The following is a 14237-nucleotide window of genomic DNA, read 5'->3' as shown; positions in this document are numbered from 1 at the left end:
AATCGAGTGTGCCGCTCTATCGTGATGAAGCCGTCGTGCTGCGTACCCACAAGCTGGGTGAGGCCGACCGGATCGTGACCATGCTGAGCCGTCAGCACGGCAAGATCCGCGCCGTCGCGAAGGGCGTGCGCCGCACCGCTTCGAAGTTCGGCGCCCGGCTCGAACCGTTCATGCTCGTCGATGTGCAGCTTTACGAGGGCCGCTCACTCGACACCATCACGCAAGCCGAGACGCTTGCTTCGTATGGCGCGACGATCGCCTCGGACTACGCCAGCTACACGGCCGCGAACGCCATGGTCGAAGCCGCCGACAAGCTCACCGACGACCTCGGCAGCCTGCAGCAGTACGTGCTGCTGGTCGGAGCCCTCCGGTCGCTCGCGCGCAAGGAGCACATGCCCGGACTGACTCTTGACTCCTACCTGCTGCGCGCCTTGGCCGTGGCCGGCTGGGCGCCGAGCTTCGTTGACTGCGCGGTCACCGGGGCGCCCGGACCACACAGTGCCTTCGTCGTCCAACTCGGCGGTGTGGTCGCCGATGAGGTCGCCCCGCCGGGAACGCCGCGCCTGGACAGCGACACCATCGGACTGCTCGGCGCGCTGCTTGCCGGGGAATGGTCCACCGCCGAAACCGCTGGCGAGCGTACTCGCGCGCAGGCGAGCGGTATCGTCGCTGCCTACGCCCAGTTCCACCTCGAACGGACCCTGCGCTCGCTTGAGCACGTGGACCGCGGCCAGCCTCCCGCTAGGACCCCATGAAGAAGACCCACAAGGATGCCGCCGACTACGTTCCGCTGGATTGGACCGGGCTCTACCCGCCCGCGTTCCCGAAGGGCGCCGTGCCAGGGCATGTGGCAGTGGTCATGGATGGAAACGGCCGTTGGGCCAACCAGCGCGGGCTGACCAGGGTCGAGGGCCACCGTGCCGGCGAGGCCGCGCTGCTCGACGTGGTCGCCGGTGCCATCCAGGCCGGGGTGAAGCACCTCAGCGTGTACGCGTTCTCCACCGAGAACTGGCGACGCTCACCCGACGAGGTGCGCTTTCTGATGGGCTTCAACCGCGAGGTGCTGCACCGCCGCCGTGACCAACTGAACGCGTGGGGCGTGCGCATACGCTGGGCGGGCCGCAAGCCCCGGTTGTGGTCCTCGGTGATCAAGGAACTGCAGTTCGCCGAGCGGATGACGGCGCAGAACTCCACCATGACGCTCACCATGTGCGTGAACTACGGCGGTCGGGTGGAACTCGCGGATGCCGTCCGCGGGATCGCCGCCGAGGTCAAGGCTGGCAGGCTGTCGCCATCCGGAATCAGTGAGAAGACCATCGCGAAGCACCTGTACACGCCCGAGATGCCCGACGTCGACCTGTTCGTGCGCAGTTCGGGGGAGCAGCGCACCAGCAACTTCCTGCTCTGGCAGAGCGCCTACGCCGAGATGGTGTTCCTCGACACCCTGTGGCCGGACTTCAGCCGCGTCGAGCTCTGGCAGGCGATCTCGACCTATGCGCAGCGCAATCGCCGTTTCGGCGGCGCAACCGACGCGCCGGTCGCGTAGCGCGATATCCGGAGCATCTGACCCCGCCACGAGAACAAGGGTGGGGCCTGCTCGCAGCCCCACCCTTGCGAATCAGAGGTGGCCGGCCTCTCCTTCAACGGTCTCCTCGAGAACCGTCTCCAGATCGTGGTGCTTCGGCTCGCGCACCGCGACCATGACCAGGGCGGCGATGACCGCGCAGATGGCCGCGGCGACCCATAAGCCGATGTGCATGCCGTCAATGAAGGCACCGTTGACGTCCGGGAATCCATCGAAGACCACTCCGGCGGATGCCGCTTCGACCGCCTCGGCGGGAAGCGTGGTCGCGCCGACAGCGGGGATCACCTGGGCGGCGACGATTGCGGACAGAACGGCGGTGCCGATGGCGCCGCCCACCTGGATGCAGGTGGTCTGGAGGCCGCTGGCCACGCCGGCGAGGTGCACCGGGGCGCCGCCGACGATGAGGTCTGCGCCCGACGGGATGGCAAAGCCGGAACCGAACGCGATGATCACGAATGGGATGGCCATCATCCAGTACGGGGTGGTCAGATCGACCAGCGTCAGCAAGGCGAGGCCTCCTGCCATCAGGCCGAGGCCCATGGTGGCGACCTTGCGAGGGCCGATCTTCGACGTGAGCAGCGCGCCGATGGGCGCGGACGGGATCGCGAACGCGCTCATCGGCAGCATCATCAGACCGGCTGTGGCGGTGCCGTTGCCGAGCGAGTTCATCAGGAACAGCGTCAGCAGGAAGGTGACGCCGAGGATCGCGAAGAAGTTGGCAACGAAGACGAGGCCACCGACGCTGACACCTGCGGTCTTGAACAGGCTCAGCGGAATGAGCGGGCTCGCGACACGGGCTTCGACGAGCACGAACAGGGCGAACAGCACGAGTGCAGCGGCGAAGACGCCGATGGTCGCGATGCTGCCCCAGCCCCAGCTCTGCGCCTGGACCACGGCGAAGACGACGGCGAAGAGCGCCCCGGCAAGCAGGATGATGCCGAGGATGTCGATGCGTCCGCCCTTCTCGACGGCCGTCTCACGGATGACCAGCGCGGCCATGACGACGCCCGCGATGGCGATGGGCACGTTGATGTAGAAGACCCACTCCCAGCCCAGGCTCTGCACCAGCAGGCCGCTGACGAGCGGGCCGCCGGCGATGGACACCGAGGAGACGCCACCCCAGATGCCTACAGCCATGCCGAACTTCTCACGCGGGAAGGTCGCGCGAAGCAGAGCGATGGTCTGCGGCATCAGCAATGCTGCGCTCACACCCTGGAGGGCGCGGAAGACAAGCACTCCTTCGACGGTTCCGACGAGGCCGATCGCGACGCTGGTGATGCCGAACAGCACGACACCGAGGATGTACATCTTCTTGCGGCCGTAGCGATCGCCGAGCTTGCCCGCAGGAATCAGGCAGACGGCTAGGGCGAGCAGGTACGCGTTGATGATCCACTGCAGCTCACCGAAGGTGGCACCGAGGTCTGCCTGGATCGCGGGGTTGGCGATGTGCACGACGGTGGAGTCGAGCCCGACCATGAACAGGCCGAAGCACACCGCGATCAGGGTCAGCGCCGGATTGCCCTTGCGCCCGGAGGGCGGAGCGTCGGTATCGGGAGGGGTGGACAAAGTGGTCACAGGCAGGCTTCTTCCGCAGATCACGAACAGTTATGAGCGCATAAGTATAAGCACCGGATAGGATGCACGAATGCCAACCGACCCGTCGCCACTGTCTGAACAGCTGGCTGCGCTGGCCGATGTCATTGTCGACCTTGCGCACAAGCTCGACCTCCGGGACCCCAGGCTGCGTGACGTGGTGCCGCTCACCGGCACCGAAGTGATGGTGATCCGCGAGATCCACCGCACCCCGCACGTGACGCCGTCACAGCTTGCGGAGAAGACCGGTTTGCAGCGGAGCAACATCAGCACCGCCCTGCGCACTCTCGAAACGGGCGGGCTCGTCGTTCGAGAGCAGGTGCCGGGCGACGCCCGCTCGATCACCCTGGCGCCGACCGCGCGCGCGGTCGACAGTGTCGCGCGGATCAACGCCTACTGGGTCGACCGACTGTCTGAGGCGCCGGCTGAATCGCTGGCCGATGCCCTGGCGGTGCTCGACTCCCTCAAACGGATCGCCGCGTCACTCGAAGGCAACTGACCCCGGCACCTCGGCTGGCGCAACGAACGTGTGCCTAAGGGTGTCACGCGCAGGAAACGTGCACGCCGTGGCCAACGGGTCGGGGCCATCATGGAGTCATGACGACGGTACCGACCACTCGCCAGACCGTTTCTCCCGCCCTGCAGGCAGCGATCGACAGCTTCACCGATCCCCGCGGCTACCTGGCCGTTGCGTCGATGGGGTTGCCACCGAAGCAGGCGGTCGCCGCGCTGACTGCTGACCTGGACTCCTGGGCCCACGCCAATCGCGACCCACAGGGCTACGACGACGTCATCGCGCGCACCCGCGCGGACTACGCCCGGCTGGTCGGCATCACCCCGGACCGGGTGGCGATCGGATCGCAGACCTCGGTCATGGTCAGCCTGTTCGCCGCGGCCGTGCCCGACGGCGCCGAGGTGCTCTGCGTCGACGGCGACTTCTCGTCGATCGTGTTCCCGTTCGAGAACGATCGCGGATTCCGCACCCGTTCGGTGCCGCTGGACGCGTTGGCGGATTCGATCACCGACGACACCTGGCTGGTGTCGTTCTCGCTGGTGCAGTCGGCGACCGGTCGGGTGGCGGATGTCCCGGCCATCCTCGAGGCGGCCGCCAGTCACAGCGCCTTCACGTTCTGTGACACGACCCAGGCGGCCGGGGTGCACCCGGTGGACGCGGCACAGTTCGACGCCACCGTCTGCCACGCGTACAAGTGGCTGTGCTCACCGCGCGGCGTGGCCTTCCTCAGCCTGTCGGAGCGCTTCGAGCGGCAGCTCACCCCCATCCAGGCCGGCTGGTACGCCGGCGATGACGTCTGGCAGTCCTGCTACGGACCCGACATGCATCTCGCCGGCGATGTGCGCCGATTCGATGTGTCACCGGCCTGGCAGGCGTGGATCGGGGCGGAGCAGGCGATCCGGCTGTTCGCGGGCCTGGACATCGGGGAGGTCTGGGCGCGCACCGCAGGGCTCGGCGATCGCCTGTGTGACGCGCTCGACATCCCGCAGCAGCATCAGGCCATCGTGACCTGGCCAGATGCCGACGGAGCCGATCTCAAGGCGCTGATCGACGCCGGGATCCGGGTTTCCGGGCGCGCCGGACGGCTGCGGGCATCGTTCCACCTGTGGAACGACGAGAGTGACGTCGAGGCCGTCGTCGCGGCCCTCCCGCGCCGGCCGCGACGATAGACTCGGGGGTTCAATCGTCTTTCGACCGGGCATCCAGCTCGGCTGACCCCTGGAGTTCCCCTGTGGCTGTTGCCTCCCGTCTTGATTCCGTCATCTCCCTGGCCAAGCGCCGGGGCTTCGTATTCCAGGCTGGTGAGATCTACGGCGGATCACGTTCGGCCTGGGATTACGGCCCGCTGGGTGTCGAGCTCAAGGAGAACATCAAGCGGCAGTGGTGGCGGCACATGGTCACCAGCCGCGACGATGTCGTCGGTCTGGACTCGTCGGTCATCCTGCCGAAGCGCGTGTGGGAGGCATCCGGCCATGTCGACGTGTTCTCCGACCCGCTCGTAGAATGCCTCAACTGCCACAAGCGCTACCGCGCCGACCACCTGCTCGAGGAGTTCGAGGAGAAGAAGGGACGCGCGCCCGAGAACGGCCTCGGCGACATCGTCTGCGTCAACTGCGGCACCCGTGGGCAGTGGACGGAGCCGAAGGAGTTCTCCGGGCTGCTGAAGACGTTCCTCGGCCCGGTCGACGACGAGGCGGGCCTGCACTACCTGCGCCCCGAGACTGCGCAGGGCATCTTCGTGAACTTCGCCAACGTGCTCTCCGCCGCGCGCATGAAGCCGCCGTTCGGCATCGGCCAGATCGGCAAGAGCTTCCGCAACGAGATCACCCCGGGCAACTTCATCTTCCGCACGCGCGAGTTCGAGCAGATGGAGATGGAGTTCTTCGTCGAGCCGGGCACCGACGAACAATGGCACCAGTACTGGATCGACCAGCGGATGGCCTGGTACACCGACCTGGGCATCAACCCCGAGAACCTGCGCCTCTTCGAACACCCGAAGGAGAAGCTGTCGCACTACTCGAAGCGCACGGTCGACATCGAGTACCGCTTCGGCTTCCAGGGCGGCGAGTTCGGCGAGCTCGAGGGTGTCGCCAACCGCACCGACTTCGACCTGTCGACGCACTCCGCGGCATCCGGTGCCGACCTGTCCTACTTCGACCAGACCAAGAACGAGCGCTGGACGCCGTACGTGATCGAGCCGGCCGCCGGACTCACCCGGTCGCTGATGGCGTTCCTGGTCGACGCCTACGCCGAAGACGAGGCTCCGAACACCAAGGGCGGCGTCGACAAGCGCACCGTGCTGCGGCTGGACCGCCGGCTCGCCCCGGTGAAGGCGGCCGTGCTGCCGCTCAGCCGCAACGAGCAGCTCTCGCCGGTCGCGCGCGAGCTGGCCGCGGACCTGCGCAAGTACTGGAACATCGACTTCGACGACGCCGGCGCCATCGGTCGCCGCTACCGCCGACAGGATGAGATCGGCACCCCGTTCGCGATCACGGTTGACTTCGACACGCTCGACGACAAGGCCGTGACCGTGCGCGAGCGGGACACCATGCAGCAGGAGCGTGTTTCGCTCGACCGGCTGCAGGGCTACCTCGCCGGACAGCTGCTCGGCTCGTAGGAGTCGGCGCCGGCTGCGGCTGGCGCCCGAGCGTTCGTGCCTGTTTGGTACGTCCGTGCCCGCTCGAGCGGGCACGGACGTACCGAGCCGGCACAGTCACCGCGCGGGAATAGGTCGGGCATGCCCGGCGTTTCGATAAGTATGACTACTCCCATCAAGGTTGACATCTGGTCGGACATCGCGTGCCCGTGGTGCTACATCGGCAAGCGCAAGTTCGAAGCGGGTGCCGCCGAGTTCGAGGGGGAAGTGGAGATCGAGTACCACTCGTTCGAACTCGCCCCGGATACTCCCGTTGACTTCGACGGCAGCGAGACCGACTTCCTCAGCCAGCACAAGGGGATTCCGGTCGGCCAGGTGAAGGAGATGCTTGAGCGCGTCACCGGCATCGCCTCGACCGTCGGCCTGAACTACGACTACGACGCCCTGCAGCACACCAACACCATCAAGGCGCACCAGCTGCTGCACTTCGCGAAGAGCCAGGGCCGCCAGATCGAGATGAAGGAACGCCTGCTCAAGGCGTACTTCGAGGAGGGCAAGCACGTCGGACGCGACGAGGATCTCGCCGACCTCGCCGCCGAGATCGGCCTCGACCGGGCGGCAGCGCTCGAGGCGCTGGCCGACGGACGGTTCCTCGCTGATGTTCAGTCCGACATCGCGCAGGCGCGCGAGTACGGCATCAACGGTGTCCCGTTCTTCGTGATCGAAGGCAAGTACGGCGTCTCGGGTGCGCAGGATGCCGCGACCTTCGCTCAGGTGCTCTCCCAGGTGAAGGCGGAGAAGGAAGCCGCAGCATGAGTGGCCTGATCCCGCTCGGTGACCCGAACGCCATCGCCTGCGAGGGCGACTCCTGCCTGATCCCGACCCCGGCGGAGCCGGTCGAAGCCCAACGCCAGCGCGGCTGAAGACGCACGGGTCACAAGCCGCACGGGTAACTAAGACGTGCGGGTCCCTCGTTCGTAACTGAGGACTTGCGGCGCGACGCCGCGCAAACTGGCTGGTTTGTGCGGCGTGCCGCCCCGCATCCTCATTTAGCGACGCTCCACGTGGAGCTAGTCCGCGATGTCGGCGACGACCGCGTCGAAGGCCGCGATCAGGGCATCCGCGTCGACGAACAGGCTGTGTCCGTGATCACCGGCGCCCATCGAGACGCGACGACCGACGATCGACGAGTCCGCGTAGACCGGCCAGGTGGTGGTCGAACCGAACGGAGTGATCGTGCCGCGCTCATAGCCGGTTGCCTTGAACGCCGCGTCCGCCTCGGGCAGCTTGAGCTTGTTCACACCGACCACGCCACGCAGTTTCGCCCAGGCGATCTGCTTGTCGCCAGGAACCAACGCGAACAGATAACTGCCGTCGCTGCGCTTCACTACCAGCGTCTTCACGATGTCGGCCGGCTCGATGCCGAGCGCAGCGGCAGCTTCCTCGAGCGAGCGTACTTTCGGGCGTTCGACTATCTCAATCGGCAGGCCCCGCGCTGCGGCATCCGCTTCAACTCGTTCGCGTCCAGTCATCCGTCCATCCTTTCCATACGAGTGCATTCAACACCGCACAGGCCTGGTTGATTCCACTGTCATCGGCATCTGGGAGAATCAAAAGCAATGTCCACCATCACCGCACCCGCCGCCGCCCTCGACATCGGACGCATCGCGCTCGATGTGCCCGTCGTGCTCGCGCCGATGGCAGGCATCACCAACACCGCTTTCCGCCGACTGTGCCGCGAATACGGCGCCGGCCTGTACGTCAGCGAGATGATCACCAGCCGCGCCCTGGTTGAGCGCACTCCCGAGTCGATGCGGCTGATCAAGCACCACGAGTCCGAGACCCTGCGGAGCATCCAGCTGTACGGCGTCGACCCGAAGACGGTGTCCGAGGCGGTCACCATGCTCGTCTCCGAGGACCGGGCCGACCACATCGATCTGAATTTCGGATGCCCCGTGCCGAAAGTCACCCGCAAGGGCGGCGGAGCAGCACTTCCCTGGAAACTCGGCCTGTTCCGCGACATCGTCGAGGGTGCGGTGAAGGCTGCCGGTGACATCCCGCTGACCATCAAGATGCGCAAGGGCATCGACGCCGACCACTTGACCTACCTCGAAGCGGCCAAGGCTGCCGAGGGCGCCGGGGTGTCCGCGATCGCGCTGCACGCCCGCACGGCGGCCGAGTTCTACTCAGGCACCGCCGACTGGTCCGCGATCACGAAGCTCAAGGAGACCATCACCGGCACGCCGATTCTCGGCAACGGCGACATCTGGAGCGCCGACGACGCCCTGCGCATGGTCAGCGAGACCGGAGCCGACGGCGTCGTCGTCGGCCGCGGATGCCTCGGCCGGCCCTGGCTGTTCGGAGACCTGGCCGCCGCCTTCCAGGGCGAGGACCGCAAGGCCGAGCCGTCCCTCGGCGAGGTTGCGCAGGCGTTCAAGCGGCACGCCGAACTGCTGGTCGAATTCTTCGAGGACGAGATGCGCGGATGCCGCGACATCCGCAAGCACGTGGCCTGGTACTTCAAGGGATACTCCGTCGGGGGAGACCTGCGCGCGCGGCTCGCCACCGTCGAGAGCCTGGCCCAGCTCGACGAGCTGCTCGGCACGCTCGACTGGTCGCAGCCGTACCCCGGCGAAGCGGCCGAAGGCCAACGCGGTCGTGCCGGAACCCCGAAGAGTCCCGCCCTGCCCGACCGCTGGCTGGACAGCCGCGAACTGCAGGAAACCCACCGGGCCGAGCTCACCGAGGCGGAGCTGAACACGAGTGGGGGATAGGTACAGCGACGCCGACACCGAACGGTGGCTGCCTGAGGAGCACTACTCACGCCGCAGCGACTTCGCCCGCGATCGCGCCCGGCTGCTGCACTCCAGCGCGCTGCGCCGGCTGGCGGCGAAGACCCAGGTGCTCAGCCCGGCGGCCGGCGTCGACTTCGCCCGTAACCGGCTCACCCACTCGCTCGAAGTCGCCCAGGTCGGCCGAGAACTCGCTGAAAGCCTCGGCCTGGATCCGGATGTCGTCGACACCGCCTGCCTGGCCCATGATCTCGGCCACCCGCCCTTCGGGCACAACGGCGAACGTGCCCTGAACGAATGGGCTCTCGACATCGGCGGCTTCGAGGGCAATGCGCAGACCCTGCGACTGCTCACTCGACTCGAACCCAAGGTGATCGGCGACGACGGACGCAGCTACGGGCTCAACCTCACCCGGGCGAGCCTCGACGCCAGCTGCAAGTACCCGTGGCCGGAGCAGCACGGCATCCCCGACCCGAGTGGCCGCCGCAAGTTCGGCTTCTACGAAGACGACACGCCCGTTTTCGAGTGGCTGCGCGCCGGCGCGCCCGACCGGCAACGCTGCATCGAAGCACAGGTGATGGACCTCTCCGACGACATCGCCTACTCGGTGCACGACTTCGAGGACGCCGTCGTCAGCGGCTACATCGACGTGTCTGCGCTCAGCGCCCGCGTCGATCACGACTCGCTCGTGCGCACCATGTCCTCTTGGGTCGGCGGCCAGTTCAGCAACGATGAACTGACTGAGGCGTTCGACCGGCTCGACTCCCTGCCCAACTGGCTGGGCGATTGGGACGGCGGTCGCGGATCGCTCGCCCGGCTGAAGAACCTGACCAGCAAGCTGATCGGCCGATTCGCGCGCGCCGCAACCATCGCCACCCGCGAGGCACACCCGCAGGTGAGCCTCATCCGGTTCGGGGCGAGCGTGGTGATCCCCCGGGAGATCGAAGCCGAGATCGCCGTGCTCAAGGGCATCGTCGCGGCCTTCGTGATGGAGAGCGACCGCCGCCAGCCGATCTACGCCCAGCAGCGCGAAGTGCTCACCGAACTCGCCGATGCCCTCTGGTCGGCCGGTCCCGGAGCGCTCGACGTCGGCTTCGCCGCCGACTTCGAGACCGCGGAATCGGATGCCGCGCGCCGCCGCGTCATCGTCGATCAGGTCGCGAGCCTCACCGACCAGTCCGCGGTGACCCTGCACGGCGGCATCGCCGGGTACTGAGTGGGGGATAACCCGGCGTGCCCTTGTTCGACTCCTAGGATTGGCGTATGGCGGGACTGATTCGGACGAGCGACGTGGACGAGGTTCGCTCCCGCACGAATATTGCCGACGTGATCGGCGAATACGTCACCCTGAAAAGCGCCGGCGTTGGGTCGATGAAGGGCCTCTGCCCGTTCCATGAGGAACGCAGCCCCAGCTTCCACGTGCGGCCACAGGTCGGCTTCTACCACTGCTTCGGCTGCGGCGAAGGCGGAAACGTCTACACCTTCCTGCAGAAGATCGACCACGTCAGCTTCCGGGAGGCAGTCGAGCGACTCGCCGCCAAGATCGGCTACGAACTGCACTACGAAGAGGGCGGGCAGGCTGTCGATCACGGCAACCGCGCCCGGCTGCTGGCCGCCAACAAGGCCGCCGAGGAGTTCTTCCGTGCCCAGCTGAACACGCCGGAAGCCGACCCCGCCCGCCGATTCCTAGGCGGTCGTGGCTTCGACCCGGCCGCGGCCGAGCGCTTCGGCGTCGGCTTCGCCCCGAAGTCATTCGACGCCCTCGGCGCCGCGCTCAAGGCCCAAGGCTTCACCGAACAGGAACTGGTCACCGCCGGCCTGCTCTCGACCAACGACCGTGGCCGCGTCTACGACCGGTTCCGCGGACGCCTGATCTGGCCGATCCGCGACGTGACCGGGCAGACCCTCGGCTTCGGCGCCCGCAAGCTGTTCGACGACGACCAGGGACCGAAGTACCTGAACACGCCCGAAACCCCGGTGTATCACAAGAGCCAGGTGCTCTACGGGCTCGACCTTGCCAAGCGCGACATCGCGCGCGGCAAGCAGGTGGTGGTCGTCGAGGGGTACACGGATGTCATGGCCTGCCACCTGGCCGGGGTGACCACCGCGGTCGCCACCTGCGGCACGGCCTTCGGCGTCGACCACATCAAGATCGTGCGCCGGGTGCTGGGTGACGTCGAGAACCGCGACGTGACCGGCACCGGCGAGGTCGTCTTCACCTTCGACCCCGACGAAGCCGGGCAGAAGGCGGCCAGCCGCGCGTTCGCCGAGGAGCAACGCTTCGCCGCGCAAACCTTCGTCGCGGTCGCCCCGGGGGGACTCGACCCCTGTGACCTGAGACTCAATCGCGGCGACGACGCCGTGCGGATGCTGATCGACTCTCGCAAACCGATGTTCGAGTTCATGATCCGGCGCGAGCTCGCCGCCCACGACCTGGAGACGGTCGAGGGTCGGGTCTCGGCGCTCAGGGCCGCCGCGCCAGTTGTTGCCGGCATCCGCGACAGCGCCCTGAACATGGGGTACGAGCGCAACCTCGCGAAGTGGATCGGCATCGACCCGGCCGATGTCACCCGCGCCGTCGCGGCGGCGAAGAAGTCTGCCGTGGCACGCGCGGGAGACAACCGGGTATCGAGCGATTCCCGCGGGGTCTCGATCAGCGGAGGGCGGGGCTCGGCAGGCGGAGGGGTATCGACGAGCCCGACCAGCGGTGGAGAGCACTCGACCAGCGGTGAGGCAAGCGGAGATCAGTCCCAGCCCGAGGCATCAATCATGCAGTTGCCGACCGACCCGTCGACCCGGCTCGAGCGGGATGCACTGATGGCGATGCTGCAGTACCCGGTCGCGGTAGGTCGCGACTTCGTCGAGGCGGTCACCCGGGTGGGCTTTCACAATCACAGCCTCTCGGTCGTGCGAGATGCGATCGCCGCCAGCATGGACCGCTTCGGTGTGCCTGACTGGATCGCCGCGGTCGCCGAGCAGGCGCCGGCCCCGTACCGCACCATGATCGGGCAACTGGCGGTGGCGCCCATCCCGCAGCGCGCCGACCAGGTGGAGACCTACTGCCGCGGGGTGGCTACCTCGCTCGTCGACCGCGATCTGCTGCGGCGCAAGGCCGATCTGCTCGGCCGCCTGCAACGCACGGATGCCACGGCCGACCCCGAGCGCCACCGAAGCCTGCAACGCGAGCTCGTCGAGATCGAGCGGGAACGCCGGACGCTGCGCGAAGAGTAAACCCCCAGTTCTGGGGATTGTTTCTGTATCGTTGCAAAGGGTCATATCACACCTCGGCCAGTGGTGGAGTTGTGTTAGACCTGAGTGATCACATTCGCTCCGTCGCGCTCAGCGGCGGTTTCGACAGTCCCGGCAGCCGAGCGTGATCGATCGTTGCGGTGGACTGTGCACGGAAAAAAGGAAGTTGGATATGGCATCCATCAGTACTCGCCGGCGCCGTCTCGGCGTCATCGGCGGCACCGCGGCTGCGGCCCTGCTGCTCGCCGGTTGTGCGACCTCGGACGGCGGTGGCTCCGATCTTGACGGAATCATCGTCGGAACCACCGACGTGCTTACGTCGCTCGACCCGGCTGGATCATGGGACAACGGATCGTTCGCGGTTCAGATCAACGTTTTCCCGATGCTCATGAACACCGCGTACGGCAGCCCGGAGGTCGAGCCGGACATTGCTGAGTCGGCCGAGTTCACGGCGCCGAACCAGTACACGGTCACCCTCAAGGAGGGTCTGACCTTCGCGAACGGCAATGATCTGACCTCCTCGGACGTCAAGTTCAGCTTCGACCGCATCATCAACATCGCTGATGAGAACGGACCGTCGCCGCTGCTCGGCAACATCGAGAGCATCGAAGCGCCGGACGATGTGACCGTCGTCTTCACGCTCAAGGTCGAGAACGACCAGACCTTCTCGCAGGTGCTCGCGAGCCCCGCCGGTTCGATCGTCGATGAACAAGTGTTCTCCGCTGACGAACTGACTCCGTCCGAGGAAATCGTTGATGGAAACGCATTCGCGGGTCCGTACGTGATCACGGACTACTCCGAGAACGAGCTCATCCAGTACGAGGCGTTCGAGGACTACCAGGGCCTGTACGGCACCCCGGAGACCCCTTCGATCACCGGCCAGTACTTCACCGAGGAGACCTCGCTGAAGCTCGCCGTGCAGGAGGGCGACGTCGACGTGGCGTACCGCTCGCTGAGCCCGACCGACCTCGCCGACCTGCGCGAGCAGGACGAGGTCACCGTCTACGACGGCCCCGGTTCCGAGATCCGCTACATGGTCTTCAACTTCGCGACCCAGCCCTTCGGCACCGCGACGCCCGAGGCCGACCCGGCCAAGGCTCTCGCCGTGCGTCAGGCAGTTGCGAGCGTCGTCGACCGCGAAGCGATTGCCAACGAGGTCTACAACAGCACCTTCGTGCCGCTCTACTCCTACGTTCCCGACGGCATGCTCGGCGCCAACGAGTCCCTGAAGGGCATCTACGGCGACGGAAACGGTGGCCCGGACCTCGAGAAGGCTGCCCAGGTGCTCGAAGCCGCAGGCATCCCGACTCCCGTGCCGTTCAACCTGCAGTACAACCCCGACCACTACGGCAACTCCTCCGACGAGGAGTACGCACTGATCCAGAGTCAGCTCAACGACTCCGGTCTGTTCGAGGTCGAACTGCAGTCGACCCTGTGGGACGTGTACAACGTCGAGTACCGCGAGGGCCTGTACCCGGTGTTCCAGCTCGGTTGGTTCCCGGACTACCCGGACCCGGACAACTACCTGTCGCCGTTCTTCCTGCCGACACCTGACGCTGACGGAAACCTGATCTACAGCGGGTTCTTCGCCAACGGCTACAACGACCCCGCAGCAATCGAGCTGATTCGCCAGCAGGCGGTCACCGTCGATGAGGCGGAGCGTGTCGCCCTCGTCGAGCAGGCGCAGGACCAGGTGGCCTCGCAGCTGTCGACCCTGCCGCTGCTGCAGGGCGCGTCGGTCGCAGTCGCCGGCACCGGAATCACCGGCGTCGAGGAGACCCTCGACACGTCGGCGAAGTTCCGGTACGCGTCGCTCGGCCGCGAGTAACAACAGCGAACAACCGCGTGACCGGCGGGTAATCTGGTGGTCACGCGACAAGGGATGGGATGCCGCACGCACGGTGCGGC

At 66.8% G+C, this 14237-nt stretch carries 12 protein-coding genes; 10 read left to right on the top strand and 2 right to left on the bottom strand.

The window, feature by feature from the left end; translation table 11 throughout:
• Window positions 1-8: 8 nt before the first annotated feature.
• Entirely contained in the window at window positions 9-755 is a 747-nt protein-coding gene (gene recO / locus GO591_RS08095) for a DNA repair protein RecO (RefSeq protein WP_157156351.1), read from the top strand.
• A complete protein-coding gene (locus GO591_RS08090; protein ID WP_157156350.1) occupies window positions 752-1546 on the top strand; it encodes an isoprenyl transferase in 795 nt (264 codons plus the stop codon). Before recO ends, GO591_RS08090 begins: the two co-directional genes overlap by 4 nt.
• A 72-nt stretch (window positions 1547-1618) precedes the next feature.
• Here GO591_RS08090 and GO591_RS08085 read toward each other — a convergent pair whose 3' ends face one another.
• Window positions 1619-3160 carry an MFS transporter gene (locus GO591_RS08085; protein ID WP_198295439.1) on the bottom strand — a complete coding sequence of 514 codons (1542 nt, stop codon included), beginning with the start codon at window positions 3158-3160 and terminating at the stop codon, window positions 1619-1621.
• Between the two features lie 70 nt (window positions 3161-3230).
• Between GO591_RS08085 and GO591_RS08080 the strand changes: the two genes are divergently transcribed.
• From GO591_RS08080 to GO591_RS08065, 4 genes are all read left to right on the top strand, one after another.
• Window positions 3231-3677 carry a MarR family winged helix-turn-helix transcriptional regulator gene (locus tag GO591_RS08080; protein WP_157156349.1) on the top strand — a complete coding sequence of 149 codons (447 nt, stop codon included), beginning with the start codon at window positions 3231-3233 and terminating at the stop codon, window positions 3675-3677.
• Window positions 3678-3775: 98 nt separating this feature from the next.
• Entirely contained in the window at window positions 3776-4861 is a 1086-nt protein-coding gene (locus GO591_RS08075; protein WP_157156348.1) for an aminotransferase class V-fold PLP-dependent enzyme, read from the top strand.
• A 62-nt stretch (window positions 4862-4923) separates the two neighbouring features.
• Window positions 4924-6309: a glycine--tRNA ligase gene (locus tag GO591_RS08070; protein ID WP_157156347.1), complete on the top strand. Its 1386-nt coding sequence runs from the start codon at window positions 4924-4926 to the stop codon at window positions 6307-6309.
• 141 nt (window positions 6310-6450) lie between these two features.
• A complete protein-coding gene (locus GO591_RS08065; protein ID WP_157156346.1) occupies window positions 6451-7104 on the top strand; it encodes a DsbA family oxidoreductase in 654 nt (217 codons plus the stop codon).
• A gap of 254 nt (window positions 7105-7358) precedes the next feature.
• On the opposite strand, the gene GO591_RS08060 is transcribed toward GO591_RS08065, so the two are convergent.
• The gene (locus GO591_RS08060; RefSeq protein ID WP_232466098.1) at window positions 7359-7820 is read right to left on the bottom strand and encodes an aminoacyl-tRNA deacylase; all 462 of its coding nucleotides are present in this window, start codon (window positions 7818-7820) and stop codon (window positions 7359-7361) included.
• 87 nt (window positions 7821-7907) lie between these two features.
• Between GO591_RS08060 and dusB the strand changes: the two genes are divergently transcribed.
• The 4 genes from dusB to GO591_RS08040 all read left to right on the top strand — a co-directional run bounded on the left by dusB (window position 7908) and on the right by GO591_RS08040 (window position 14157).
• Entirely contained in the window at window positions 7908-9062 is a 1155-nt protein-coding gene (dusB, locus tag GO591_RS08055) for a tRNA dihydrouridine synthase DusB (RefSeq protein ID WP_157156344.1), read from the top strand.
• Entirely contained in the window at window positions 9052-10296 is a 1245-nt protein-coding gene (locus tag GO591_RS08050) for a deoxyguanosinetriphosphate triphosphohydrolase (RefSeq protein ID WP_157156343.1), read from the top strand. The genes dusB and GO591_RS08050 overlap by 11 nt, the downstream gene beginning before the upstream one ends.
• Before the next feature lie 47 nt (window positions 10297-10343).
• Complete coding sequence (gene dnaG / locus GO591_RS08045; RefSeq protein ID WP_157156342.1) at window positions 10344-12311, top strand: DNA primase; 1968 nt, start codon at window positions 10344-10346, stop codon at window positions 12309-12311.
• Window positions 12312-12501: 190 nt separating this feature from the next.
• Entirely contained in the window at window positions 12502-14157 is a 1656-nt protein-coding gene (locus GO591_RS08040; protein ID WP_157156341.1) for an ABC transporter substrate-binding protein, read from the top strand.
• The last annotated feature ends 80 nt before the right edge of the window (window positions 14158-14237 follow it).

Source organism: Diaminobutyricimonas sp. LJ205 (genome assembly GCF_009755725.1).
Classification (GTDB): Bacteria; Actinomycetota; Actinomycetes; order Actinomycetales; family Microbacteriaceae; genus Ruicaihuangia.
Note: the sequence above shows the minus strand (reverse complement) of the source record. Positions and strands in the feature narration are given on the sequence as shown.

Excerpts from the sequence above, each read along its gene's own strand:
- dusB (WP_157156344.1), top strand. The coding sequence starts at position 7,908 with ATGTCCACCATCACCGCACCCGCCGCCGCCCTCGACATCGGACGCATC.
- GO591_RS08060 (WP_232466098.1), bottom strand. The coding sequence starts at position 7,820 with ATGACTGGACGCGAACGAGTTGAAGCGGATGCCGCAGCGCGGGGCCTG.
- dnaG (WP_157156342.1), top strand. The coding sequence starts at position 10,344 with ATGGCGGGACTGATTCGGACGAGCGACGTGGACGAGGTTCGCTCCCGC.
- GO591_RS08090 (WP_157156350.1), top strand. The coding sequence starts at position 752 with ATGAAGAAGACCCACAAGGATGCCGCCGACTACGTTCCGCTGGATTGG.
- GO591_RS08040 (WP_157156341.1), top strand. The coding sequence starts at position 12,502 with ATGGCATCCATCAGTACTCGCCGGCGCCGTCTCGGCGTCATCGGCGGC.
- GO591_RS08080 (WP_157156349.1), top strand. The coding sequence starts at position 3,231 with ATGCCAACCGACCCGTCGCCACTGTCTGAACAGCTGGCTGCGCTGGCC.
- GO591_RS08075 (WP_157156348.1), top strand. The coding sequence starts at position 3,776 with ATGACGACGGTACCGACCACTCGCCAGACCGTTTCTCCCGCCCTGCAG.
- GO591_RS08065 (WP_157156346.1), top strand. The coding sequence starts at position 6,451 with ATGACTACTCCCATCAAGGTTGACATCTGGTCGGACATCGCGTGCCCG.